Source organism: Marinobacter sp. H13 (assembly GCF_059072335.1).
In genome coordinates, this window is the sequence record NZ_JCACRU010000009.1 from 260,365 (window position 1) to 279,461 (window position 19,097).

30 protein-coding genes are annotated in these 19,097 nt (G+C 56.1%); 29 read left to right on the forward strand and 1 reads right to left on the reverse strand.

What is annotated here, in order from left to right; genetic code table 11:
- Positions 1-15: 15 nt before the first annotated feature.
- The 11 genes from AC5JQH_RS22810 (at position 16) to AC5JQH_RS22860 (ending at position 8,018) form a co-directional block, all read left to right on the forward strand.
- Positions 16-714, forward strand: coding sequence for a TSCPD domain-containing protein (locus AC5JQH_RS22810; RefSeq protein ID WP_493806140.1), 699 nt, complete (start codon positions 16-18; stop codon positions 712-714).
- A 68-nt stretch (positions 715-782) separates the two neighbouring features.
- Positions 783-1,238, forward strand: a complete 456-nt coding sequence (locus tag AC5JQH_RS22815) for a hypothetical protein (protein ID WP_493806141.1) — start codon at positions 783-785, stop codon at positions 1,236-1,238.
- On the forward strand, positions 1,235-1,807 hold the full coding sequence (locus AC5JQH_RS22820) for a hypothetical protein (protein ID WP_493806142.1): 573 nt from the start codon (positions 1,235-1,237) through the stop codon (positions 1,805-1,807). The genes AC5JQH_RS22815 and AC5JQH_RS22820 overlap by 4 nt, the downstream gene beginning before the upstream one ends.
- 218 nt (positions 1,808-2,025) lie before the next feature.
- Entirely contained in the window at positions 2,026-2,346 is a 321-nt protein-coding gene (locus AC5JQH_RS22825; protein WP_493806143.1) for a hypothetical protein, read from the forward strand.
- A 2-nt stretch (positions 2,347-2,348) separates the two neighbouring features.
- The gene (locus AC5JQH_RS22830; RefSeq protein ID WP_493806144.1) at positions 2,349-2,873 is read left to right on the forward strand and encodes a hypothetical protein; all 525 of its coding nucleotides are present in this window, start codon (positions 2,349-2,351) and stop codon (positions 2,871-2,873) included.
- 218 nt (positions 2,874-3,091) lie between these two features.
- Positions 3,092-4,300 carry a S8 family serine peptidase gene (locus AC5JQH_RS22835; protein ID WP_493806145.1) on the forward strand — a complete coding sequence of 403 codons (1,209 nt, stop codon included), beginning with the start codon at positions 3,092-3,094 and terminating at the stop codon, positions 4,298-4,300.
- A gap of 291 nt (positions 4,301-4,591) precedes the next feature.
- Complete coding sequence (locus AC5JQH_RS22840) at positions 4,592-5,323, forward strand: LPD29 domain-containing protein (RefSeq protein WP_493806146.1); 732 nt, start codon at positions 4,592-4,594, stop codon at positions 5,321-5,323.
- 214 nt (positions 5,324-5,537) lie between these two features.
- The gene (locus tag AC5JQH_RS22845; RefSeq protein WP_493806147.1) at positions 5,538-5,771 is read left to right on the forward strand and encodes a hypothetical protein; all 234 of its coding nucleotides are present in this window, start codon (positions 5,538-5,540) and stop codon (positions 5,769-5,771) included.
- 24 nt (positions 5,772-5,795) lie between these two features.
- Positions 5,796-5,975 (forward strand): hypothetical protein, encoded by a 180-nt coding sequence (locus AC5JQH_RS22850; protein WP_493806148.1) that lies wholly within the window; start codon positions 5,796-5,798, stop codon positions 5,973-5,975.
- 53 nt (positions 5,976-6,028) lie between these two features.
- Positions 6,029-7,039, forward strand: coding sequence for a hypothetical protein (locus AC5JQH_RS22855; protein WP_493806149.1), 1,011 nt, complete (start codon positions 6,029-6,031; stop codon positions 7,037-7,039).
- A gap of 13 nt (positions 7,040-7,052) precedes the next feature.
- Positions 7,053-8,018, forward strand: a complete 966-nt coding sequence (locus tag AC5JQH_RS22860) for a hypothetical protein (protein ID WP_493806150.1) — start codon at positions 7,053-7,055, stop codon at positions 8,016-8,018.
- Positions 8,019-8,044: 26 nt separating this feature from the next.
- On the opposite strand, the gene AC5JQH_RS22865 is transcribed toward AC5JQH_RS22860, so the two are convergent.
- Positions 8,045-8,410: an antitoxin Xre/MbcA/ParS toxin-binding domain-containing protein gene (locus AC5JQH_RS22865; protein ID WP_493806151.1), complete on the reverse strand. Its 366-nt coding sequence runs from the start codon at positions 8,408-8,410 to the stop codon at positions 8,045-8,047.
- 149 nt (positions 8,411-8,559) lie between these two features.
- On the opposite strand from AC5JQH_RS22865, the gene AC5JQH_RS22870 reads away from it, so the two are divergent.
- The 18 genes from AC5JQH_RS22870 (at position 8,560) to AC5JQH_RS22955 (ending at position 19,087) form a co-directional block, all read left to right on the forward strand.
- A complete protein-coding gene (locus AC5JQH_RS22870; RefSeq protein ID WP_153637325.1) occupies positions 8,560-8,808 on the forward strand; it encodes a hypothetical protein in 249 nt (82 codons plus the stop codon).
- Positions 8,809-8,845: 37 nt separating this feature from the next.
- Positions 8,846-9,280, forward strand: a complete 435-nt coding sequence (locus AC5JQH_RS22875) for a hypothetical protein (protein WP_493806152.1) — start codon at positions 8,846-8,848, stop codon at positions 9,278-9,280.
- Positions 9,273-9,899: a hypothetical protein gene (locus AC5JQH_RS22880; protein WP_493806153.1), complete on the forward strand. Its 627-nt coding sequence runs from the start codon at positions 9,273-9,275 to the stop codon at positions 9,897-9,899. The genes AC5JQH_RS22875 and AC5JQH_RS22880 overlap by 8 nt, the downstream gene beginning before the upstream one ends.
- Before the next feature lie 110 nt (positions 9,900-10,009).
- Positions 10,010-10,423 (forward strand): hypothetical protein, encoded by a 414-nt coding sequence (locus AC5JQH_RS22885; RefSeq protein ID WP_475164296.1) that lies wholly within the window; start codon positions 10,010-10,012, stop codon positions 10,421-10,423.
- A 474-nt stretch (positions 10,424-10,897) separates the two neighbouring features.
- On the forward strand, positions 10,898-11,242 hold the full coding sequence (locus AC5JQH_RS22890; RefSeq protein ID WP_475164298.1) for a hypothetical protein: 345 nt from the start codon (positions 10,898-10,900) through the stop codon (positions 11,240-11,242).
- A 54-nt stretch (positions 11,243-11,296) separates the two neighbouring features.
- Positions 11,297-11,551, forward strand: a complete 255-nt coding sequence (locus AC5JQH_RS22895) for a hypothetical protein (RefSeq protein ID WP_493806154.1) — start codon at positions 11,297-11,299, stop codon at positions 11,549-11,551.
- Between the two features lie 112 nt (positions 11,552-11,663).
- Complete coding sequence (locus AC5JQH_RS22900; protein ID WP_493806155.1) at positions 11,664-12,104, forward strand: hypothetical protein; 441 nt, start codon at positions 11,664-11,666, stop codon at positions 12,102-12,104.
- A 204-nt stretch (positions 12,105-12,308) separates the two neighbouring features.
- Positions 12,309-14,213 carry a phosphoadenosine phosphosulfate reductase domain-containing protein gene (locus tag AC5JQH_RS22905; RefSeq protein ID WP_493806156.1) on the forward strand — a complete coding sequence of 635 codons (1,905 nt, stop codon included), beginning with the start codon at positions 12,309-12,311 and terminating at the stop codon, positions 14,211-14,213.
- Between the two features lie 280 nt (positions 14,214-14,493).
- On the forward strand, positions 14,494-14,691 hold the full coding sequence (locus AC5JQH_RS22910) for a hypothetical protein (protein ID WP_493806157.1): 198 nt from the start codon (positions 14,494-14,496) through the stop codon (positions 14,689-14,691).
- Between the two features lie 19 nt (positions 14,692-14,710).
- A complete protein-coding gene (locus AC5JQH_RS22915) occupies positions 14,711-14,977 on the forward strand; it encodes a hypothetical protein (RefSeq protein WP_493806158.1) in 267 nt (88 codons plus the stop codon).
- A gap of 11 nt (positions 14,978-14,988) precedes the next feature.
- Complete coding sequence (locus AC5JQH_RS22920; RefSeq protein ID WP_493806159.1) at positions 14,989-15,261, forward strand: hypothetical protein; 273 nt, start codon at positions 14,989-14,991, stop codon at positions 15,259-15,261.
- 61 nt (positions 15,262-15,322) lie between these two features.
- The gene (locus AC5JQH_RS22925; RefSeq protein ID WP_493806160.1) at positions 15,323-15,628 is read left to right on the forward strand and encodes a hypothetical protein; all 306 of its coding nucleotides are present in this window, start codon (positions 15,323-15,325) and stop codon (positions 15,626-15,628) included.
- A gap of 251 nt (positions 15,629-15,879) precedes the next feature.
- The gene (locus AC5JQH_RS22930) at positions 15,880-16,230 is read left to right on the forward strand and encodes a hypothetical protein (RefSeq protein ID WP_493806161.1); all 351 of its coding nucleotides are present in this window, start codon (positions 15,880-15,882) and stop codon (positions 16,228-16,230) included.
- Positions 16,231-16,322: 92 nt separating this feature from the next.
- Complete coding sequence (locus tag AC5JQH_RS22935; RefSeq protein WP_372997466.1) at positions 16,323-16,559, forward strand: hypothetical protein; 237 nt, start codon at positions 16,323-16,325, stop codon at positions 16,557-16,559.
- 3 nt (positions 16,560-16,562) lie between these two features.
- Positions 16,563-16,865 carry a hypothetical protein gene (locus AC5JQH_RS22940; protein ID WP_493806162.1) on the forward strand — a complete coding sequence of 101 codons (303 nt, stop codon included), beginning with the start codon at positions 16,563-16,565 and terminating at the stop codon, positions 16,863-16,865.
- A 58-nt stretch (positions 16,866-16,923) separates the two neighbouring features.
- Positions 16,924-17,259: a hypothetical protein gene (locus tag AC5JQH_RS22945; RefSeq protein ID WP_493806163.1), complete on the forward strand. Its 336-nt coding sequence runs from the start codon at positions 16,924-16,926 to the stop codon at positions 17,257-17,259.
- 216 nt (positions 17,260-17,475) lie between these two features.
- Positions 17,476-18,372 (forward strand): ArdC family protein, encoded by an 897-nt coding sequence (locus AC5JQH_RS22950; RefSeq protein ID WP_493806164.1) that lies wholly within the window; start codon positions 17,476-17,478, stop codon positions 18,370-18,372.
- 214 nt (positions 18,373-18,586) lie between these two features.
- Positions 18,587-19,087, forward strand: a complete 501-nt coding sequence (locus AC5JQH_RS22955; RefSeq protein ID WP_136630079.1) for a hypothetical protein — start codon at positions 18,587-18,589, stop codon at positions 19,085-19,087.
- Positions 19,088-19,097: the final 10 nt, after the last annotated feature.

Genomic DNA, 19,097 nt, shown 5'->3' on the forward strand with positions numbered 1-19,097 from the left:
GCAGGAGTAGATCCAATGAGTGCAGCAGCAAAGATTGATAAGCCCATTGTCGGCTACCGGGTTAAAGGTAAGGCCGAGGACGAGGCGCAGAACACAGCCCCGGTTGAGCAAGCCGCTCCCGAGGTGATGCAGATGAACGAGACGCTTGAGCGTCCAGAGATTCTGATGGGGACCACGTACAAGCTTAAGCCGCCCGTGGCTGATCATGCGATGTACATCACCATCAACGATATGATCCTCAACGAAGGCACTGCCAACGAGCAGCGGCGCCCGTATGAGGTCTTTATTAACTCCAAAGCGATGGAACACTACCAGTGGATCACAGCCCTGACACGCCTGCTGTCAGCGTGTTTCCGTAAAGGTGGTGATATCACTTTCCTGACCGAGGAGTTGCGCTCCGTGTACGATCCCAATGGCGGTTACTTCAAAAAAGGCGGTGTATTCATGCCTTCCCTGGTAGCCGATCTGGGTGCGGTCATTGAGAAGCACCTGAAGGCCATTGGCATGATCCAGGAAGAGGAGATGAGCGAGCACACCCGCCAGATCCTCAATGAGAAGCGCATTGCGTTCGAGGCCCAGCAAAAAACGGAGACTGCGGCCTCAAACTATCCCGCCCACGCGACCACCTGCACCAAGTGTCACACGAAGGCTGTGATCAAGATGGATGGTTGCGATACGTGCTTATCTTGCGGGGCGTCTCGCTGTGGTCATTGATTTAGTGTAATCAGCTTTCTCCCCGCCCCGGCGGGGACCCTTCATACAGCAGAGATAGAGCTACTTTCATGAGCACAGTTACCACCGATCCAACAGAAATCATCAGGCGCCTGGTCAAAGGCGGCCGGTGTCAGTTCGATTCACTGAACCCTTGCTTCGACAATCGTCCTCACGACGTCCCGGGACAGCACGCGGATGGAAGCGAGGCCTGCGGCCACTGCACGGCCAAAGCATACCTCGCCACCAACCCGGGCCGGGATAAAGGTATGTCCCAGGAGGATGCCGAAGCGAGCATTCGCAAAGGACTCCAGTGGTTCAAGGACCGGGACATGGAATTGGAGCTGCCGGCTGAGTTTCTGGACATTGCTGTGGGCGACATGGTGAGTGTCGATGTCTCAACCTGTGACGAAGATGCCGATCACCGGGTTTTCGGTACCATTATCGAATGGCAGACTCCGGGCCCGGATGGTGGCCGGGTCTGGCTGTGCGAACTGGATCAATTTAACTACGACCCAAAGGGATGAGCAAATTGCCTATTAACTTGGATGAATACGATAATGCCCGCAAAGAATTCATTCACGCTACGGAAAAGCGCTCACTCCATCAGCGTTTCGTGGGCTTAAAGATCATACTTCCACTCTTTGCGGTGGCGCTAGCCGTTATCTTCCTGGCTGTTCTCTTTGTCAGCGGTAAAGCATCGTTTAATGTGGGTAAGGCAGCGGTGTTCTTTGCGATTGGTTCAACATTGTCAGCGGCCGGCATCTTATTGATCGGGTGGCGCGACATTGAATTTCCCAAGATTCGGGATGAACTGGTCATCTGTAAAAACCTTGTGATGGTTGCTGATCGGTTTATTTCTCACTACGACAGCAAGCTTGAAAACCAAAAGCCTTGGCTGGATCGAAGACGTGAAGTCCTGGATACACGAAAAAAGGCCTTAAGACGAAAGAAAGCGCTGAGGAATACTGAGTTTGTCACTCGCCATACGGGTCGAATCGGGTCTGCAATATCTGTCTCCGGGATATTTGTCATGGCTTTTGCCAATGCTGAATCCTCCACCCCTCTCCAAGTGATGCTTGGCTGTCCACTCTGAACGAGCGAACCAAATCTCAACGCCCGCCTCGAGCGGGTTTTTTGTGCCTGGCCGTTGGCCAGCCGGGGCGCGGGGCGCCCTTTGTTGTGCACTGAGGCCGGTTGGCTACGCCACGGCTGCGCCGCGGATAATAAAACCTATATACACCTTGCAAGGTGCCCCCGCTTTGCTAAAATGATTCTCAGGTTAGGCAAACAAAGACAGGCAGGAGAATCATCATGGAACAGCAATTCGTATCAGCTGCAAAGTCTCTCAGCTTCATGGCTGAGGAAATGGGCAAGCGCACCCGCGAGATCGAGATTACCCGGATGTACGCCCAGTATGTTGCTGGCAGCAACGTCGAAGTAAACGTCGACCGGGCTTTTTCTACCGTTCATATCGCCGATCTGGCCGAGCTGAGTCTTGATGTGCTGCTGGAAGGCCACGACGCGGACGAATTTATCGAAGCTGCTGATGAGCTGTACGAGCGCCTTGGTGAGATCACCATGGAAGAGGCTTATCAGGCCACCGCCCACCCCTATCTCGATCTGATGGTGTAATCATGACTGCGACCAATACTGAATTCCAACTTCCGTTCGTGATCAACGTCCGTGGCATGACCATTCTTCAGGTTGTCGCACTGGTGGACAAGCTGCGCAACTATTACAGCGCCCAGTTCAACCATACGGCTGATGAGTTCTACGGCGCCCTGAGCGATGATTTCGACTCGGCCCAGGATAAAGCCCACGAGCGCGGCCCGTATATCGGTGTCGACAATAACCGCAGCTCAATGCCGGGACTGTTCAGCTCCCGGGCAGTGCCGGAGCCCTGCATGGTGCTGACCGAGGCCGAGATTGACGAATTCGAGGCCCTTGGCATCAAGCCCAAGATGGGCAAGTGGGTCACCACCCCGAACCTGCTCAACCCCGGCACCAGCGAGTATATCGTGGTCAAGAAACTGGGCCAGATCTACGGCTATGCTGAGAAGGAGTACCGGGTTATGGCAAACAGCCCGGCAGATGCCGACCGGCGCTGCAATGCACTTGGCTGGACTCTCTCCGTTAAGCCGGTGAATCAGCCTTGCTGATCCCTACCTACCAACACATTCCCATTTCGCCCGCGATCAGCGGGCTTTCCTATGGCTGGAAAGGTTCCAGCCATGCGGGCCTCTGGCCCTTTTGTGTGCACTGAGGCCGGTTGGCTACGCCACGGCTGTCGCCGTGATAAATACACCTTGCAGGGTGTCCTATGTCTGGTAAAATTGTATTTAGGTTAGGCAAACATACATAGGCAGGAGACACCCCCATGAACAAGTTCATCATTCCAACACTGGCTTTCACTCTTACCGCTTGCGGTGGCGGCGGCTCTGGCTCAGCACCAGCCCCGAGCACTGACAACGGCGGAAACGTTGAAACCGTTGCACCAGCATTCAACGCTGACCACCTGAAGGTCATCAACGCGGATTACGCTCACAATCGCAGCATCGAAGGTGCAGGCGTTACCCTGGCAATCTTCGATTCCGGCGTAAACGTGAATCACGACGAGTTCGCGGGCAAGACCCTGAACGCGAACAGCGGCTCCTACGTGTCCGCGATCAATGCTTACACGCTCGATGAAATCGAAGCGATGGGCCTGACTGGTCTGGATCTGTACCAGCCGGTCGCTACGGGCGAGCAGGAAGACGTTTTCGGCCACGGCACTCATGTCACTTCCATGTCATGGGGTGAGAATGTGGGTGTGGCACCTGAAGCCGATGTCATCATGCTGGACGTTTACCCGACCACCAGCCCGGACTCACTGGCTGTAAAAGGTCTGATCGGTGAGCTGGCGAGCATGAGCGTTGATTTCATCAATGCGTCTCTGACTGGTGTGGACTACTACGAGAACAGTGACTTCACCAATGAGCGCCCGCTTTATGAAGCGCTCGAGACTGCTGGTATGGGCTTTATTGTCGCATCTGGCAACTTCGGTCTGGATATGACGAAGACGTTCATCACCAACCCGATCAATTGCGGTGAGCTGTCCGATGCCGAGCGTCAGGACAATCTGACTTGCACCTTCACATTCGATGCCACCAGCGTAGACCTGCTGGTTAAGGATGTGGAACTGGCAGACAACTTCCTGTGGGTTGGTGCCGTGGACAATAACGGACAGCCTGCGGAGTTTCTGCTGGCGGACGGTACTGAAGTCGGTACGAATGTCCCAGGATCGGACGCTGACATTCAGGCGCGTTGGATCAGCGCACCGGGTTCTGCGGTTGACGGTGCCTTTTTCGACAACAACACCGAATACCTGCGGGTCTCTGGCACTTCTCAGGCTGCTCCGCTGGTTACAGGTGCTGCGGCTCTGGTCAAAGGCCAGTTCCCGACCCTGAGCAACGTGGCGGTCATGCAGGTTCTGCTGGATACCGCCGATAGCAGCTTCAGCGCCTACGATCCGGCGATTCACGGTCAGGGTATCCTCGACATCGAAGCGGCCCTGAACATCGACCCGGCCAACTACGAAGCCCTCTGAGGAGGGCACTCACTTTCGAATTGCTGGGCAGGCCAATCCTGTCGCCAACCTCCCCGGCCTGCTCAGCACCCTTTTCCTACTGCCGACCTTGCCCGCATTGCGGGCTTTTTTTTTGTGCCTGGCGTTCCGCCAGCCGGGGCCTTCGGCCCTTTGTTGTGCACTGAGGCCGGTTGGCTACGCCACGGCTGCGCCGCGGAAAATTAACCCGATATACACCTTGCATGGTGTATTTATTCCGCTATAATGATTCTCAGGTTAGGCAAACAAATAACGACAGGCAGGAGAAACACCATGGGCATTGCAGCTAACATCCAAGACACCACCACCGACCTTCGCGTAGGCCGTCGCATTCATTGCATCCTGTACGGTGGCCGTGATGGCGTCATCAGCGCCGTTGACGGCAAGCCTGGCGTCAGCAAGTCCCTTTCAGCGCTGGGCGGTGCTGTTGTGATCTCCAGCGGCTCAGACGTTCATATTGATGTGGTCTGGGATGACGGCTCTGTCAGCCTTCGTATTCCCGAGTGCATTGCTACCGGCGTGCAGTGGCGCTTCCTCGATGAGGACGACTACACCCAAGCCCAGATTGACGCGGCGAAAGCTTTCGCCAAGGAAACCGCCGAAAAGGCCGAGGCCGAGAAGAAAGCCGCAGCAGAGGCCTTCGATCGGGCTGTAAAGGCCATGCGTGAAAACGAAGAATTCAAGCACCTCGAGCAAGCCCCAGAGGGCGCCGGCATGTACTCCCGCCAGCGTGACAACATGACCGCGAAGAACGTTCGCAAGACCCTGAAAAAAGCTTTCCCGGGTGTGAAGTTCTCCGTTCGCAAGCGCTCCTGCGATGCTCTGTATGTTTCATGGAGCCGCGAGGACGACGGCGAGACCGTCAACCAGCGCACCGTTTCCGATGCCGTCGCCATGTTCAAGACCGGCACCTATAACGCCTATGAGGACTACCACGGTTCGAACAGCTCCGCGTTTAACGTGGTTTATGGCGGCTTCGACTTCATTTTCTGCCAGAGAGCATAAATTCCGCAGCGTTGACGACCTGCTCCCTCGCCCGCTTATGCGGGCTTTTTTTTGTGTCTGGCGTTCCGCCAGCCCCAGGGCCGGAGGCCCTTTTTGTGTGCACTAAGGCCGGTTGGCTACGCCACGGCTGTCGCCGTGATAAATACACCTCTGGGTGTCCTATGTCTGGTAAAATTGTATTCAGGTTAGGCAATCACAGACAGGCAGGAACATCATGACGACGCACGATATCGACAGCACCACTGATCTTTTCCAGGCACAGGACACTCTCCCTGAGAACGTCCGGGCCATCATCGATTATCACACCAACCTGATCGAGAACGACGACGGCAACGCTTACCTGCTGTGCCGGGACTTCCTGGCCGACATTGAGCCGCACGGTTACACCTTCGATTACGGCCTTGATGGCGTCCCGTACGATCTGCAGCGCATCGAACTACCGGCTTAAAACCACAGGCAGGAGATAGTCACCATGGGAAAACTACGCGAAATGCTTGGAAGATGCCCGGAAGACAGCCCCTTTTCAAAGGGACGAAAAGCGGCTGAAGAAGGCCGGGCGGCACCACCGTACCCCAACCCAGATTCGGATTGGGCCACCCGGCTCTACTTCAGAGGCTACCAGTCCTACGGCAGGCAGTCTGAAAAGAACTGATCAAAGCCCTTCGGGGCTTTGAGTACAGGCCAGAACTAAAAGGCAGGTTCACGATGATCACGACCACTCTAACCGTTGACGCCTTCTCAAGCGACCTGTTCGGGTTCTCCGGACAGACTCTGGAAGATCGGGTAAAGCGTTATGCCTCCGGCGTGCTCTCCCCTGCCATCTGGTCCGGATACGAGAGAGCAGGTCGAGCTATGTGCATTGCCGCCAGCGAAGCCGGCCAGAATGCAATTGACCGCGCCATTGCGTATGTCGAGGCTAGCGGTGAGCTGTTCGTGGATTCCGGGGCCTTCGTTTACCGGGATCGCCCCGAGGATATGCCCTGGCAATCGATTATCCGGATCTACCGAGAGATTGCCTCGGCCGCCAGCAACCCGGTCACATTTGTTCTGCCGGACGTTGTGGGCAGCCAGGAGGCCACTCTGGATGTTCTGCAGCACTGGGGCGCTGCCGTACTTGAGGCCATCGGCCCGAAGCACATCGCCCTGCTGCCTGTTCAGCGTGGTGAAGCCCGCCCTTCTCAGTTCATCAAGCAAGCTCTGCTCTGCCTTCCCGGCCCGATCGGTGGCCTGGCAATCCCGAGCAACGCCGCCGCGTTCCCGCCGGAAATGCTCAGCGACCTTGCTTTCGTACCCACATCAGTACCGCGCCGCGTTCACTTTCTGGGAATTAGCCGGCGATCGAAGGCCCTCCAGGAGCGCCTTTTTCGTCTGGAAGAGGTCTGGCCCGGCGCCGAAACATCCTGCGATGCCTGCGAGCACCGCGCACTTGTCGGCAAGGGTAATGCGATTACCGGTACGCGGGCTGCCGTCCTTTCTGAAATGTGGGAGCACGAGCTGGACGAGTGGGACGACACCGAAGAAGATCCCGAAGAGACTATCGCTGCCCTGAGAGCTCGCTTTCCCGGGCTGGAGGATGATGCGCTTGAGCAGTTGATGATGAGTCAGGCGGGCAGCTTTGCTGAGTTGCAGGTGGCCCATACCCGCCACTCACGAACTGCCGGCCCCAGGGCGACTGAAGAATCCATCTACCAGTTTGCTACCGGGCGTTTCGGTTAATAGGCACCAGGTGGTGGCTGGAAACAAACCCGGTGGTAGAATCCCCTACCCTTCTGAAAAATCTGTAAAAATCACAAGGAGCGAAATGAAGTCCATAGCAGCATCAGTGATTCTTTTGCTCTTCTCTACCGGCGTGCTGGCAACCACGCCGGAAACACTCGAACCCTCCATCAAGTCCGAAATTGCCGCTTGGAGTAATGAGTATTTTACGTTCGCTGTCACCACAAGATGCCGGCAAGATTTTGATAACGGCTTCATACAAACCTCGTGTCACGAGGATTTCCTTTTTGAATCGACTGTCATGGTCAACGACCAGCGAACCAATTCGTTCTTTAAGGGTGAACGCGAGATCAAAACCACTGATGTAGAGTTCATCGTCAATGGTGAAGTGATCTGGAGAAGCGGAGACAGGTATGTTCATAGGCGTGACTGGGAGTTGGTCGGCGCAATTGAAGAGGCTGAGGATCATGTGCTTACCATCCGTTATCCGGACGGTCACATCAAAGATGACTGGTCTTCAGCACTTGGAGCTTTCGCCAACAATCGTTCCGGCAACAAGAAACCAGTGAACAAATATCAGAGTCGATCGTTTGCGTTGGCTGATTTTGGTGAAGTAGTACCCACGGTGTATTTCTACAACAAGCGACTCGCTGAGCAGGGGAGCATGCTTATCAATATCCTGTTGCTCATTGGCTACGGCTTGATCCTGGCGCTTTTTTTCTATCTCTTCAAATACATCAAAAACAAAGCGGTACCGGCTTCCCGGGCCCGGGCATCAGAGGCCGTTGACCGTTATCGAAAGCATTCGCATGAAAGAAAAGTTCGCAGTGAAACTGAAGCTCTGAAGATCAAGGAAGAGGCGCAACGTCGGTATGAGGCCGAGAAAATCAAACAGATGATTCAGGATGCCCTTGATCAGGATGACCACGAGCGGGCCCAGGAGTTGATGGCCGAACTTCGGGACAGCAAGAGCGAATAGCAATCTTCCTTAATGAGAACAAGAATTCAGGGCTTTGCCCGCAAAGCTTCAAGGTAGATGCTGACGCGGGCAAGACCCTCGGGAGTTTTCATCATTTCCCCGGGTGCGAGATTGAAGCTTTTATTTGGTGAGACCAACCAATGCCTCATATTTTCTGAATCACCGCTGACCATGGCGTAAAGATCCCGATAAACGCGCACAAGAAGTAGAGCTAACACTCCAGCATTTGATTTAGGATCGATCCCGGTGCTGGTCAGCTCTGAGCACTGAATACCGATGATACCTGCAGCGTCACTTTCGTCCATACCCATGGAAATGGCGGCGTTGAGGAAGGCTTTACCAAGAATCTGATCATCGTTGACCTGCTTTTTACTGTTCTCTTTTGAAGTCACTCACCCCTCCCCTTTTTTCAAGAAAATTACAGTGAAAGGTTCAAGCAAGCAACTTAAGCTAAAAATACGTCAATACACCTTGCATGGTGTACTATCTCTGGTACAATGGTTCTCAGGTTAGGCAAACAAGCAAAGGCAGGAGAGACACCATGACTACCGCTACCCGTGAAAGAGTCGCTTTCGTTATCCAGGTTCGCGAGCTGAACACAAACAAGGTGGTTGCCACTCAACAGATGAGTGCTGACGCCGGGCGCCTGCTGCGCCACCAGAAGGCCGAGGATCTGGCCAAGCGCTACTCCGACCCCCGGGACTGCTACGCCGTCGAGCTGGAGAAGCTGGCGGGCGAGCCCAAAGGTCATCCGGGCTCTGTCATCGACAAGTACGAGCTGGGTATTTAACTCAGCCGACACCCCCACTGACAGAGAGAGGCGCACCATGATCAGCATTGAATCCAAGCACGGTGAGTTACTGAACCCTCTGCGGAGTATCCTTGAAACGTTCCCCGGGGATGTTTTCGAGGGAGACCTGACAGGACACGGTTACGAGTGGCGGGCTGAGTACGCCGTCGACTATGCGCCATCCAACCAGGATGAAACCGAAGAAGACGAGTTCGTGCTGTCCCTATCGATCTACCCGAAGTCCGGTACCGGTTCGTTTCGCGCTGAATTGTCCCTTGAACACCATGTTCCGGAAGTTGGCGTTGAGGATAAGGAGTCTATTCCCCTCGGTGATCTCGAATCCATGGCCACTGTGCTGGCTAAGCATGCCTGCGAGTGGGATCTGCGAAAGGACACTGTGGAGATCGCAGGGCCCTATTTAACCAAGGTGGCCGAAGTCGCCAGGCAGATATCTGGGGGTGAGCATGCTTAAGCCAGAGTTCATCACCTTCACCGGCATTGATGATCGCACGGACCTTACCCGTGCAGACAAGCTGGCCAGTCAGTATCCCATCGAATGGGGCGTGCTGATGTCAGTGCACGCCCGGGATGCCCGGTTCCCGAGCAATCAGATGATTTCAGAGCTGACAGATGTTGCCGGCCAGAAATCTGCGCACTTGTGCGGTGATTACGCCTCCATCCTGACGATCTGCGGAACATTTCCGGAGCCGTTCAAACTTGGACGGTTCGATCGGGTTCAGGTCAACGGGCGCCGGGCGCAGACTCCGAACCTGACAAAGATCGCCAGTGATTCGAATTACGACGTGATCCTCCAGACCAGGAGCAAGGCGTTCAATACTGGCCAGCCGTTTTTCGAGCTGTTCGATTGCTCCGGAGGCCAAGGCCGTTTCCCAGAGGATATCCCTGCCCTACCCGGCACTGACCAGTTGGTCGGCTACTCCGGCGGCATCGGCCCGGCAACGGTCATCGACTACCTGAAGATGATCGAGGGCGAAGGCCGGTTCTGGATTGATATGGAAGGGCGAGTACGTTCCAACGGTTGGTTTGATCTCGATCTTGTCGAGAAGGTCTGCCAACAGGTTTACGACTAAGTTCAACAGTTTTGACCGGCTGGCACGCCTGCCTGCCAACCTGAATACCGCCAGCCGGTCACCCTATTCGTCCCGGATGAGCCCGGGAAACAGATAGACGGAGAATTACCATGCAGCGTTTTTTGAAAGAAGACATCAGATTCCGTGGAGACGAGCGCGAAAACGCGGCGTTCCAGGCGATCGCCAAAGCGTGGAATCAGATTCATCGACTGATACTTGCCCAGGGCAAGCCCTGCACTACCAACGTCATTGGTCACGGGATCTTTTTCATCTTTGATGGTGAGCTGCTGACCCACGAGTGGAATCGCGGCCACGACCAGCCCGACTTCAATGCTACTCATGCGCTGTATGAGTTCGAATCCGACGCGCACTCTCTGGAAGAGTTGCTTAAGGACATGGAGCAATGGCTGGCGGATCCGACGTTTATTTTCCCTGAGAGCGGAGAAGTGACCGTCGATCCCAGCCTGAACGAGCGCCTTGGCTTCAGCCCCGACAATCGCTTCCTTACCAACATCTCTGAGTGAGAGCCCGATATGGACGAAGAACTGAAAGAGCAGATCATCTAATTCCTGAAGGAAAATCTGACGCTGGATCTCGATACCAAGACAAACTACAGCGGCGGCATGGACGGTGGGTCGTTGTACGAGGACAGCAAAACTCTGAAGTTGCTGATTGATGGAGAAGTCATTTCTGAAATTGGGCTTTAACCCGCTATAGATTTACCGAATTGCTGGGCAGGCCCACGCCTGCCGCCTACCTGCCTACCGGGCCTGCCCAGCACCCTTTGCCATTGTCCTGCCCTTGCCCGCTCTGCGGGCTTTTTTGTGCCTGGCCCCCGGCCAGCCGGGGCGCAAGCGCCCTTTGGTGTGCATTGAGGCCGGTTGGCTACGCCACGGCTGCGCCGCGGATAATAAAACCTATATACACCTTGCAAGGTGTCTGTACTCTGCTAAAATTATTTACAGGTTAGGCAAACAAAGACAGGCAGGAGTAAGACCATGTTCTCAATCGAAGACATCGCAAACATCGACAAGACCACCCTCAAGACCCTGATCGAGCGTGAGGCTGACATCTTCGGCGTCATGAGCCTTGAGAGCGTTGAGCGGGACTTTCTGGAATACGCCAACGGGGAAGGCGCTTATGAAGATTTCCGTTCATGGCGTCAGGCATGGCGCGGCTACGTAGAGGCCCGCCGTGAAGAGCTGGAAGAGTTCGCTGCTGAAATGGAAGCACTGGAAGCGGCCAAGAGCCAGCCGGCCACCGAGGAAAAGGTTATCGGCACTGTAATGGCCCACGTACCGGCCAAGGTTTTCTCCGCAGAACATCAGATGGCCCTGTTTTAATCCATCCAGCGGGGCCCAGAAGGGCCCCAAAGCCTCTTTTCGGAGTTTTCGACCATGACCACACATCAGACACAAACACCCCAGGCGCCGGCACTAGAGAGCTATATCGTCCTAAACGAGCACACTCTCGGTTTCGTTGTCTCACCAAACATCATGGAAGTTCTTTCCGGTCCTGTCCTCAAAGGCGGTCACGATCCGTTTAAGGGCCCCGTCTTCGTCAATCCGGAGACAGATCAACTTCGTCCGGCAACGCTGGCGGATTTTGCAGAATACCGTGTATGCCCTCGGGGGCATCTGCTCCCGATCTAACACTTTTCGGACAATGGCGGGCTAATTGCCCGCTTTCCCAAATTACAGCGCACCGTAAGCAGTCTGATTAGGGAACCATACCGGTTCAGCTATCAATCAGAGGACTATCAGTATGAGCAAAACCTTCACCACCAGCGTCTCTGCAGTCATTTTCACAGCGGCGAGCCTACTGGTGCTTTCGATTCAGTACACAGTGGGCCTTGTCGGAACGAGCCACTATTTTCTCGGGCACTTCTTCTTTGGCCTGGCATTCCCGTATCTGGGCTATGGCGTGTTCGCATTGCTTAGAGAACCTGCCAAGAAGCCAGCCAACTGGGTCATAGCCAGACCGGCCTTAGACCGCTTTCTGTCGAAGGTCATGGCGATAGTCACTGACTTCTATTGCTGGCTGGGGGTGATGACCTTCTGGCACTTCGGAAACGAGCTGTGGGAGGACCAGAAGGGCCGCCCCGTGTTCACCCTTGATGTAGACCACCTGATAGCCGGAATCATCGGCCTGGTGCTATCAGCGGTCATCTACGAGGCGATCCGGAAGCAATGGCCCCAGTTCTGAACCATCCCACCGTCGAACTTTCCGCAGGCTCTTATGGTCGGGCGATTGCCCGCCATGCGGGCCTGTGGCCCTTTTGTGTGCACTGAGGCCGGTTGGCTACGCCACGGCTGCGCCGTGAATATTTCCTGCTAAATACACCTTGCACGGTGTCCTTATTCTGGTAAAATTATTATCAGGTTAGGGCAATAAAGACAGGCAGGAATCATGTTCGATACAACCGTTTCCACATTCGATCCGAGCAGCATCATCGCTACCTCTTCTGACGTTCAGAAGCGGGATTTTGCCGACGTGTGCCAGGGCGCGATCGAGGCCATCAAGACCACCATGCGCAAGTTTGACCTGGTGACTGTTGCATCCAGCTGGGGCAAAGACAGTTCAGCCGTGGTCGCCCTGACGATCGAAGCGGCTACACAGCTGCGAGCTGAGGGCATCAAGGTTCGCGTTCGCGTGATGACCTCCGACACCCTGGTTGATTCTGCCCCGATGATCCGCCTGGCCAAGCACATGGCTTCTCAGATGAGTGAGCTGGCGGAACAGCGGGATCTGGACATCGAGCAGGTGTTCGTGACTCCGGACCCGATCGATCATTACCTGGTGACCATGATCGGTGGCCGTGGTACCGCCTCTGTTGCCGGATCCGATGCCACCTGCAGCGTGGACCTGAAGGTTCGCCCGATGGCCAAGTACAGCCGCGAGCTGGCCAAGCAGTATGGCAAAGAGAACATCTGCAACTTCATTGGCACCCGCCATGAAGAAAGCGCCGTCCGCAGCGCCCGCATGACCGCCCGTGGTGAGTCTGCGATCGCACCGGTGCAGCAGGACGACGGGATGTACCAGATGTCCCCGATCGCCGACTGGACCGTTGGCGAAGTCTGGCAGTTGCTCAACGGCACTGCCCGGAGCCTCGGCTTTGAGACCCTGGACTTCAGCCGCACCGTGAGCGTGTACGAGGCCATGGGTGAGTTCACCTGTGACACCCTGTCGGTGAACACCAGCACCAAGGCCAAGAGCCCCTGCTCCGGCGGCCGTGGTGGCTGCGTGATCTGCCAGAAGGTGACCGTAGACAATTCCATGGAGCAGATGCTGTCTTCATACCCTTATCTGGAGCCGCTGGCGCGGTTCTCCAAAGTGATCCAGGCCGGCCACTTCCTGCCTGAGAATCGAAGCTATCTGGCCAAGTCCGTTGACCAGAACGGATTGGTCCGCGTATTTGCCAATGCCTACTCTGCGGATTGGCAGGCGAGCCTGCTCAAATGGGCTTTAACTATCGACCGCCGGGAAGATGAGTACGTCGAGGAAAAGTCCCGGAAGCTGGGTCGCCCCGCAGAGCGTCGCTTCGGCCGTCTGCTGGAAGAGGAGCACCTGTGGCTGATCGCTTTCTCCTGGGCCCGCTACGGCCACCAGAAGCCGGGTGAGTTCGCTCGCATCCTGGAAGCTGTGGACGCTGGTGCTCGCTTTGAGATGCCTTCGGATGCCGAAATCGAAGACATGAAAACCCGTGCCGAGCGCAAAGGCTCTGGCAAGACCATGGGCTATCTGGCCCCGAAAACCGTGATCACCGGTACCGCCTTCCGTGACAACTGGCGCGACCAGATTGGTGCTGACAGTGCCTGCGCTCCGGATGTCATGGTTCGTGATGGTGGCCGAGCGATGTACGTTGCCTCCAGCGGCGTTGCCCACGACACGATCGGCAGCGCCCCTGTGGTCAGTGCTGACCTGAGTGAGCTGCGTGAGGCCGATGGCAGCTTTGGCCTCACGTACGAGGAGTTCAAGTTCTGGCACGCGATCGAGTTCGCTGATGGCCGGAAGACTCACAACGATGAGATGGCGTTCCTGATCCGCCAGGGGCTGATCAAGGCCCGCAACGGTTACCAGAGCCAAATCGGCGTGTACCAGGGTCTAAACCTTATGCTGGACGACCTGCGGGAAGACGGCCCGATCGGCTCACTGGCACAGATCCAGTCCCATCCTCGGTTCATGACCGAAGAACAGGCTGCCGCTCTGAAGTCAGAGCTGGCGGCTGAGTCTGACGACCAAGCTGAGACACAGGTCGAAGCACCGACCACTGACATTCACGAGGAGCAGCTGGCGCTCGACTTCGCCGCCTGATCCTCAACCGAATTGCTGGGCAGGCCGACGCCTGCCGCCTACCTGCCTACCAGGTCTGCCCAGCACCCTTTGCCATTGCCCTGCCCTTGCCCGCTCTGCGGGCTTTTTTTGGCCTGGCGTTCCGCCAGCCCGGGGCGCGGGGCGCCCTTTGATGTGCACTGAGGCCGGTTGGCTACGCCACGGCTGCGCCGAGGGGAAATTACACTATATACACCTTGCATGGTGTACGCTGTCTGGTAAAATGGTTTTCAGGTTAGGCAAACGCAGGCAGGAGAATCAGATGGCACAGTCCAACATTCAGTACGGCTTGAAAGTTACTCGCTGTCCGGACGCTATGCGCTGGTATTCCTCTCATATCGGAGAAACGTTCCCGTTGCTGGCGGAGTTCAGCGACGAGTTCAAAACCCGTGAGCCAGAAGGCTATACCAATTTCATTCTGAAAACCGACTGCGAAGTGGTCGAACTCACCAGCGAATAATACAGGCAGGAGAAACCTCATGACTCAGGTAATCGATGAGCGCGTACTGAAGATCTACCGTGACCGCATTGCGTTCGTTCAGAACAGCAATGTCACCGTGAGCGTTGACCGCTCCCTCCCGACCGTTTCCATTGATCCGGAAGACGGCGAAGGCTTTTTCATGCAGGAGAGCGAGGCTGAGACCTTCCTCAATGAGGCCGATCGCGTGTACGAGGAGCTTCAGGAGATTTCCTTCGATGAGGCCTGCATGGCAGTCGCCTCCCCTTACGTTGACCTCATGGCATAAGGAGCGCCCCGATGAACTCTCTCAACCCCAGAATGGTCAAAACCAACGTGAAGGACTTCAAGATCCTGACCAAGAACCGGGTACCGCTCGGACACCAGATGGACGCCATGCGGGCCCTGAAGGTCTGGAAGGAAGACGAGAAGACCAGGAAGGCATGGATCAGTCAGAAGCGCAAATCCTTCACTGCAGCGCTCCGTGAGTTCCGTGACCTCTACGACGCCAAAGAGTACTACATGGCCTTTGGCAAGCATGACGACAGCATCGAAGTCTTCTACCGCACCTGATCCCCTTTACCCACACCGCCGGGCCCGGCCCGGCTTAACTTCAACCAGCTCAGGACTTTCAATGCGAGACTTTCTCATTGTTGGACATATCGACGGTTGCCAGACCGTCACCCGTAAGATTTCAGGCCTGACACTGGCCCACGCCAAAACGGCCCTGAAGAACGCCCTTCTGGAGCCCATCATTGACGAGATCGAGGGATCTGCAGAAGACGTGGAACTCCCGGAGTTCTATTGCGACTTTGCCGCACCGATGGACTCGATACCAACGCTGGACGCCAGTCAGGTCGGTTCTCTCGGTTTTGACGAGGAAGACGATGACCCGGTTGGATGTCCCATGCCGTGGCTGGACACTCCCGAGCCGGCCTAAACTCCCGAGCCGGCCTAAACTCCCGAGCCGGCCTAAACTCCCGATCAGCCAGACGCCCGCGAATGCGGGCTTTTTTGTGTCTGGCGTTCCGCCAGCCCAGGGCCTACGGCCCTTCTTGTGTGCACTGAGGCCGGTTGGCTACGCCACGGCTGGCGCCGCGGAATAACTCATAAATACACCTTGCTCGGTGTACTTCGTCTGGTAAAATGGTTTTCAGGTTAGGCAAACAAGCACAGGCAGGAGAACACCTCATGATGACATTGACCCTCAAGAACACGAATAGCCCGCTCTCTAACATGATGGTTCGCATCGTTGAGAAAGGCGACGGCTATGGCCAGTACAACCGCAAGACCGAGACATTTGCCCTCACCCACAAGAAGGATGATCCCCTTGTCGAGTTCTATGACCTCGACAACGATTGGCCTCCGTTTGGTGGCCAGTTCGTGAGCCGCTATTACATGAGCACTCTTCTTGAGCGTGAAGAAGGTGGCCTCTGCCTCGATGGTGGCGAGCGCAAGTGGAACGTCAACCACAGCGAGATGATCCAGGTGACCCAGTTCCTCAGGGCCGCTCAGAAACAGATCAACGCCGAGTTCGCATAAGGGCTCGCGATACATCGGCCCTGATGTGCAGGGCCGGTGCCAGCCCCCAAGCTGAACAATCCGCACAGTGTATTGAGTCAGGAGAAAAGTGTATGGCAACCATCAAAGCAACCGCTCACGCCATTCAGTGGGATGTAGACGAGCCCAGCGAACTTGATCAGTTGCCCGAGCGGATGCACCTGACCATTCCCATCGAAGGTACCGAGAGTACTTTGGATGCCCAGGATATCGATGACGCCATCAGTGACGCCATCACCAACGAAACCGGCTTTTGCCATAAGGGCTTTGCCGTCAGCCATTGCGACCTTATCGAAGATCAGGAGAAGTAACCCATGAAAGAATTTGTATCTCCCCAGGGTAATGAGATTACAGGCGTACTCGAAAAAATCCCCGGCATTGCCTCTATCAATATCGAGAGCGCAAGCCTTGAAGACGGGTGCCTGCAGTTCGATTACGCAGGTGACACGGAACTTCAGTGGGAAAAGCATGAGATCGTTCGCCAGGATGGACAGCGTGTGTTTGTCGATGACGATGACAACGAGTTTACCGAGGATCAGCTCCACTACATTGACCCAGAGAACGGCATCACGGAGCCAACCCCAGTATTTCCGGATCGGGTTAAGCCCGCCGAGTAATCCATCAATGGGGGTGGCCTAACGACTCAGGCCTCCCCCGCAACCGAGGATCCCAGGCATGAAACTCAAACGTCGCGACGAATCCCTGAGGCTTTCACAGACCATCGCCGGTACCCGGTTCCCGATGAATCTCGGCACCCGGTGCAAAACCCTCCGTTGGCACAATCCGATGCTCTACAGAAAACGGGATCCAAGAACGTTTAAAACCTATGTCCCATTCTCAATTCGGGGCAGCTTTGAATACATCTTTGTGTGCTCAATTCTTAACTCTGACCCGGGAGACGTTCCCAAGCGCATCTACCGCGGCTGCCTGTCTACCCGGCGCCTGCGCATCAAACCGAACCCGATCAACAACCTGAACCGGATCCGGAATATCTCAGCGCCGACCCGGTAATCACCACCTGCCTGCCCCGAGCCCGCCATGCGGGCTTTTTTTGTGCCTGGCGTTCCGCCAGCCGGGGCGCGGGGCGCCCTTTTATGTGCACAGAGGCCGATTGGCTACGCCACGGCTGCGCCGCGGAAAATAATCTTGTGATACACCTTGCAGAGTGTACGGTATTTGATAGAATTATTAACAAGTTAGGCAAACAAAGCAGGCAGGAGAAGCATCATGACCAAGCGAGCAATTGATTCGATTCGCGATCAGATTCTGGAAGCTCTCACTCAGGGCCGCGCACCCTGGCAAAAAGGATGGAAGCCGGGCCGGGGCGTACTGCAGCCCCTGAACGGCAAGACCGGTCGCCAGTACACCGGTTGGGCCAACATCGTTTCACTGTTCTTCAGCGCCGAGTTCAACGCCTACAGTAGCCCCCGCTGGGTAACCTTCAAGCAGGCGAAAGAAGCGGGTGTATGCGTCAAGAAGGGCGAGAAAGGCACACACGTTGAGTTCTGGAAGACCTACATCCCGAAGAAGGCCAAAGAGCAGATCGAAGCGGACGAGGACGAGAAGGGCTACAAGCGCCTCGCCTGTAAGGTTTACACCGTGTTCAACGAGGATCAGCTTGATGGGCCGCTGGCGGACGCACCTGAAGCGGAAGCCGTATCCCGCAATATCCAGTTTGTGCTTGATATGGCCAAGGCTGCAGGCGTAAAGCTCGCCTTCGGTGGGGGTGATCAGGCTTACTACCGTCCCGGTCTGGACATGGTACGCAGCCCCAACCTTGACCAGTACGTGAGCGAAGAAGAAGCCATAGCCACCCTTTGCCACGAGTTCATCCACTGGACCGGGGGTAAGGGCCGTCTGGATCGTGACACCAGCTGCTACGCCACTGAGGAACTGGTAGCCGAGGCGGGTGCATGGCTGCTGGCGGTGGAACTGGGCCTGCCCTTCACTCCGCAGAACTCCGTCAACTACCTCGCCAGCTGGGCCAGCAAGACCAAAGACCCCGAGAAGGCCCTCGACAAGGCGTTGAGCGACGCTCAGAAAGCGGCCCGCTATCTGGCGGACGCAGCCAAAAAAGCGGGCCTGCTGGACGAAGCGCCCGAAGCTCTGCCGGTGGCGGCTTGATCCACTCAGCAACACGGGGCGTCAGGTGGCGCCCCGATACCCTGACCTTTCCCTCATTGGTCGCTACGCGCCCTTTTTGTGTGCACTGAGGCCGGTTGGCTACGCCACGGCTGTCGCCGTGAGACTTAACACTATATACACCTTGCATGGTGTACGGTGTCTGGTAAAATGGTTTCCAGGTTAGGCAAATAAACACAGGCAGGAGCACACCCCCATGACACAGCAAGAATCCATCACCGTTTACAGCATCCCTTCAGGCATGGGCGGCGTTCATACCGTTTCCATCGTTGAGGACATGGGCGAGCAGGTGAAGGTTCGCATCTGGTACGGCCGCCCTTCCCCGACCGGCTGGGAGAGCTGGGGCGAGTGGGACGGACAGACCCGCATCGTTGATCGCGCCTCACTGACCGGCGAGCGCACCCAGAAACTGGTACGCCTTCCCGAGGACACATCTGCAGGCTGGATGTTCTGCCAGCCCTATGAGGCCGAAAACTATAACCCTGAAAACGTGGTGGCCAAGTACATCCACGCTTTCCACGAAGGAGAGCTCTACCGGATGTATGAGATCGATGAAAACAGCCAGTCGATCAAGGAATACCGGGTTGACCCCAGTGAGCTCAGCGAGGCTCACAAAGAACAAGCCAAAGCGGTTCGCCACGAGTGCACCGGCTATCAAGTGAAAGTATGGGAGCGCGGCCAGACAGCGGCCGCCTAATCCCCCGTTC

Coding starts and splice junctions, on each gene's coding strand:
- AC5JQH_RS22890 (WP_475164298.1), top strand. CDS start 10,898: ATGTTCTCAATCGAAGACATCGCAAACATCGACAAGACCACCCTCAAG.
- AC5JQH_RS22880 (WP_493806153.1), top strand. CDS start 9,273: ATGCTTAAGCCAGAGTTCATCACCTTCACCGGCATTGATGATCGCACG.
- AC5JQH_RS22835 (WP_493806145.1), top strand. CDS start 3,092: ATGAACAAGTTCATCATTCCAACACTGGCTTTCACTCTTACCGCTTGC.
- AC5JQH_RS22810 (WP_493806140.1), top strand. CDS start 16: ATGAGTGCAGCAGCAAAGATTGATAAGCCCATTGTCGGCTACCGGGTT.
- AC5JQH_RS22925 (WP_493806160.1), top strand. CDS start 15,323: ATGCGAGACTTTCTCATTGTTGGACATATCGACGGTTGCCAGACCGTC.
- AC5JQH_RS22895 (WP_493806154.1), top strand. CDS start 11,297: ATGACCACACATCAGACACAAACACCCCAGGCGCCGGCACTAGAGAGC.
- AC5JQH_RS22870 (WP_153637325.1), top strand. CDS start 8,560: ATGACTACCGCTACCCGTGAAAGAGTCGCTTTCGTTATCCAGGTTCGC.
- AC5JQH_RS22945 (WP_493806163.1), top strand. CDS start 16,924: ATGAAACTCAAACGTCGCGACGAATCCCTGAGGCTTTCACAGACCATC.
- AC5JQH_RS22900 (WP_493806155.1), top strand. CDS start 11,664: ATGAGCAAAACCTTCACCACCAGCGTCTCTGCAGTCATTTTCACAGCG.
- AC5JQH_RS22815 (WP_493806141.1), top strand. CDS start 783: ATGAGCACAGTTACCACCGATCCAACAGAAATCATCAGGCGCCTGGTC.
- AC5JQH_RS22910 (WP_493806157.1), top strand. CDS start 14,494: ATGGCACAGTCCAACATTCAGTACGGCTTGAAAGTTACTCGCTGTCCG.
- AC5JQH_RS22950 (WP_493806164.1), top strand. CDS start 17,476: ATGACCAAGCGAGCAATTGATTCGATTCGCGATCAGATTCTGGAAGCT.
- AC5JQH_RS22940 (WP_493806162.1), top strand. CDS start 16,563: ATGAAAGAATTTGTATCTCCCCAGGGTAATGAGATTACAGGCGTACTC.
- AC5JQH_RS22920 (WP_493806159.1), top strand. CDS start 14,989: ATGAACTCTCTCAACCCCAGAATGGTCAAAACCAACGTGAAGGACTTC.
- AC5JQH_RS22840 (WP_493806146.1), top strand. CDS start 4,592: ATGGGCATTGCAGCTAACATCCAAGACACCACCACCGACCTTCGCGTA.
- AC5JQH_RS22820 (WP_493806142.1), top strand. CDS start 1,235: ATGAGCAAATTGCCTATTAACTTGGATGAATACGATAATGCCCGCAAA.
- AC5JQH_RS22845 (WP_493806147.1), top strand. CDS start 5,538: ATGACGACGCACGATATCGACAGCACCACTGATCTTTTCCAGGCACAG.
- AC5JQH_RS22930 (WP_493806161.1), top strand. CDS start 15,880: ATGATGACATTGACCCTCAAGAACACGAATAGCCCGCTCTCTAACATG.
- AC5JQH_RS22850 (WP_493806148.1), top strand. CDS start 5,796: ATGGGAAAACTACGCGAAATGCTTGGAAGATGCCCGGAAGACAGCCCC.
- AC5JQH_RS22875 (WP_493806152.1), top strand. CDS start 8,846: ATGATCAGCATTGAATCCAAGCACGGTGAGTTACTGAACCCTCTGCGG.
- AC5JQH_RS22830 (WP_493806144.1), top strand. CDS start 2,349: ATGACTGCGACCAATACTGAATTCCAACTTCCGTTCGTGATCAACGTC.
- AC5JQH_RS22855 (WP_493806149.1), top strand. CDS start 6,029: ATGATCACGACCACTCTAACCGTTGACGCCTTCTCAAGCGACCTGTTC.
- AC5JQH_RS22915 (WP_493806158.1), top strand. CDS start 14,711: ATGACTCAGGTAATCGATGAGCGCGTACTGAAGATCTACCGTGACCGC.
- AC5JQH_RS22905 (WP_493806156.1), top strand. CDS start 12,309: ATGTTCGATACAACCGTTTCCACATTCGATCCGAGCAGCATCATCGCT.
- AC5JQH_RS22825 (WP_493806143.1), top strand. CDS start 2,026: ATGGAACAGCAATTCGTATCAGCTGCAAAGTCTCTCAGCTTCATGGCT.
- AC5JQH_RS22935 (WP_372997466.1), top strand. CDS start 16,323: ATGGCAACCATCAAAGCAACCGCTCACGCCATTCAGTGGGATGTAGAC.
- AC5JQH_RS22885 (WP_475164296.1), top strand. CDS start 10,010: ATGCAGCGTTTTTTGAAAGAAGACATCAGATTCCGTGGAGACGAGCGC.
- AC5JQH_RS22955 (WP_136630079.1), top strand. CDS start 18,587: ATGACACAGCAAGAATCCATCACCGTTTACAGCATCCCTTCAGGCATG.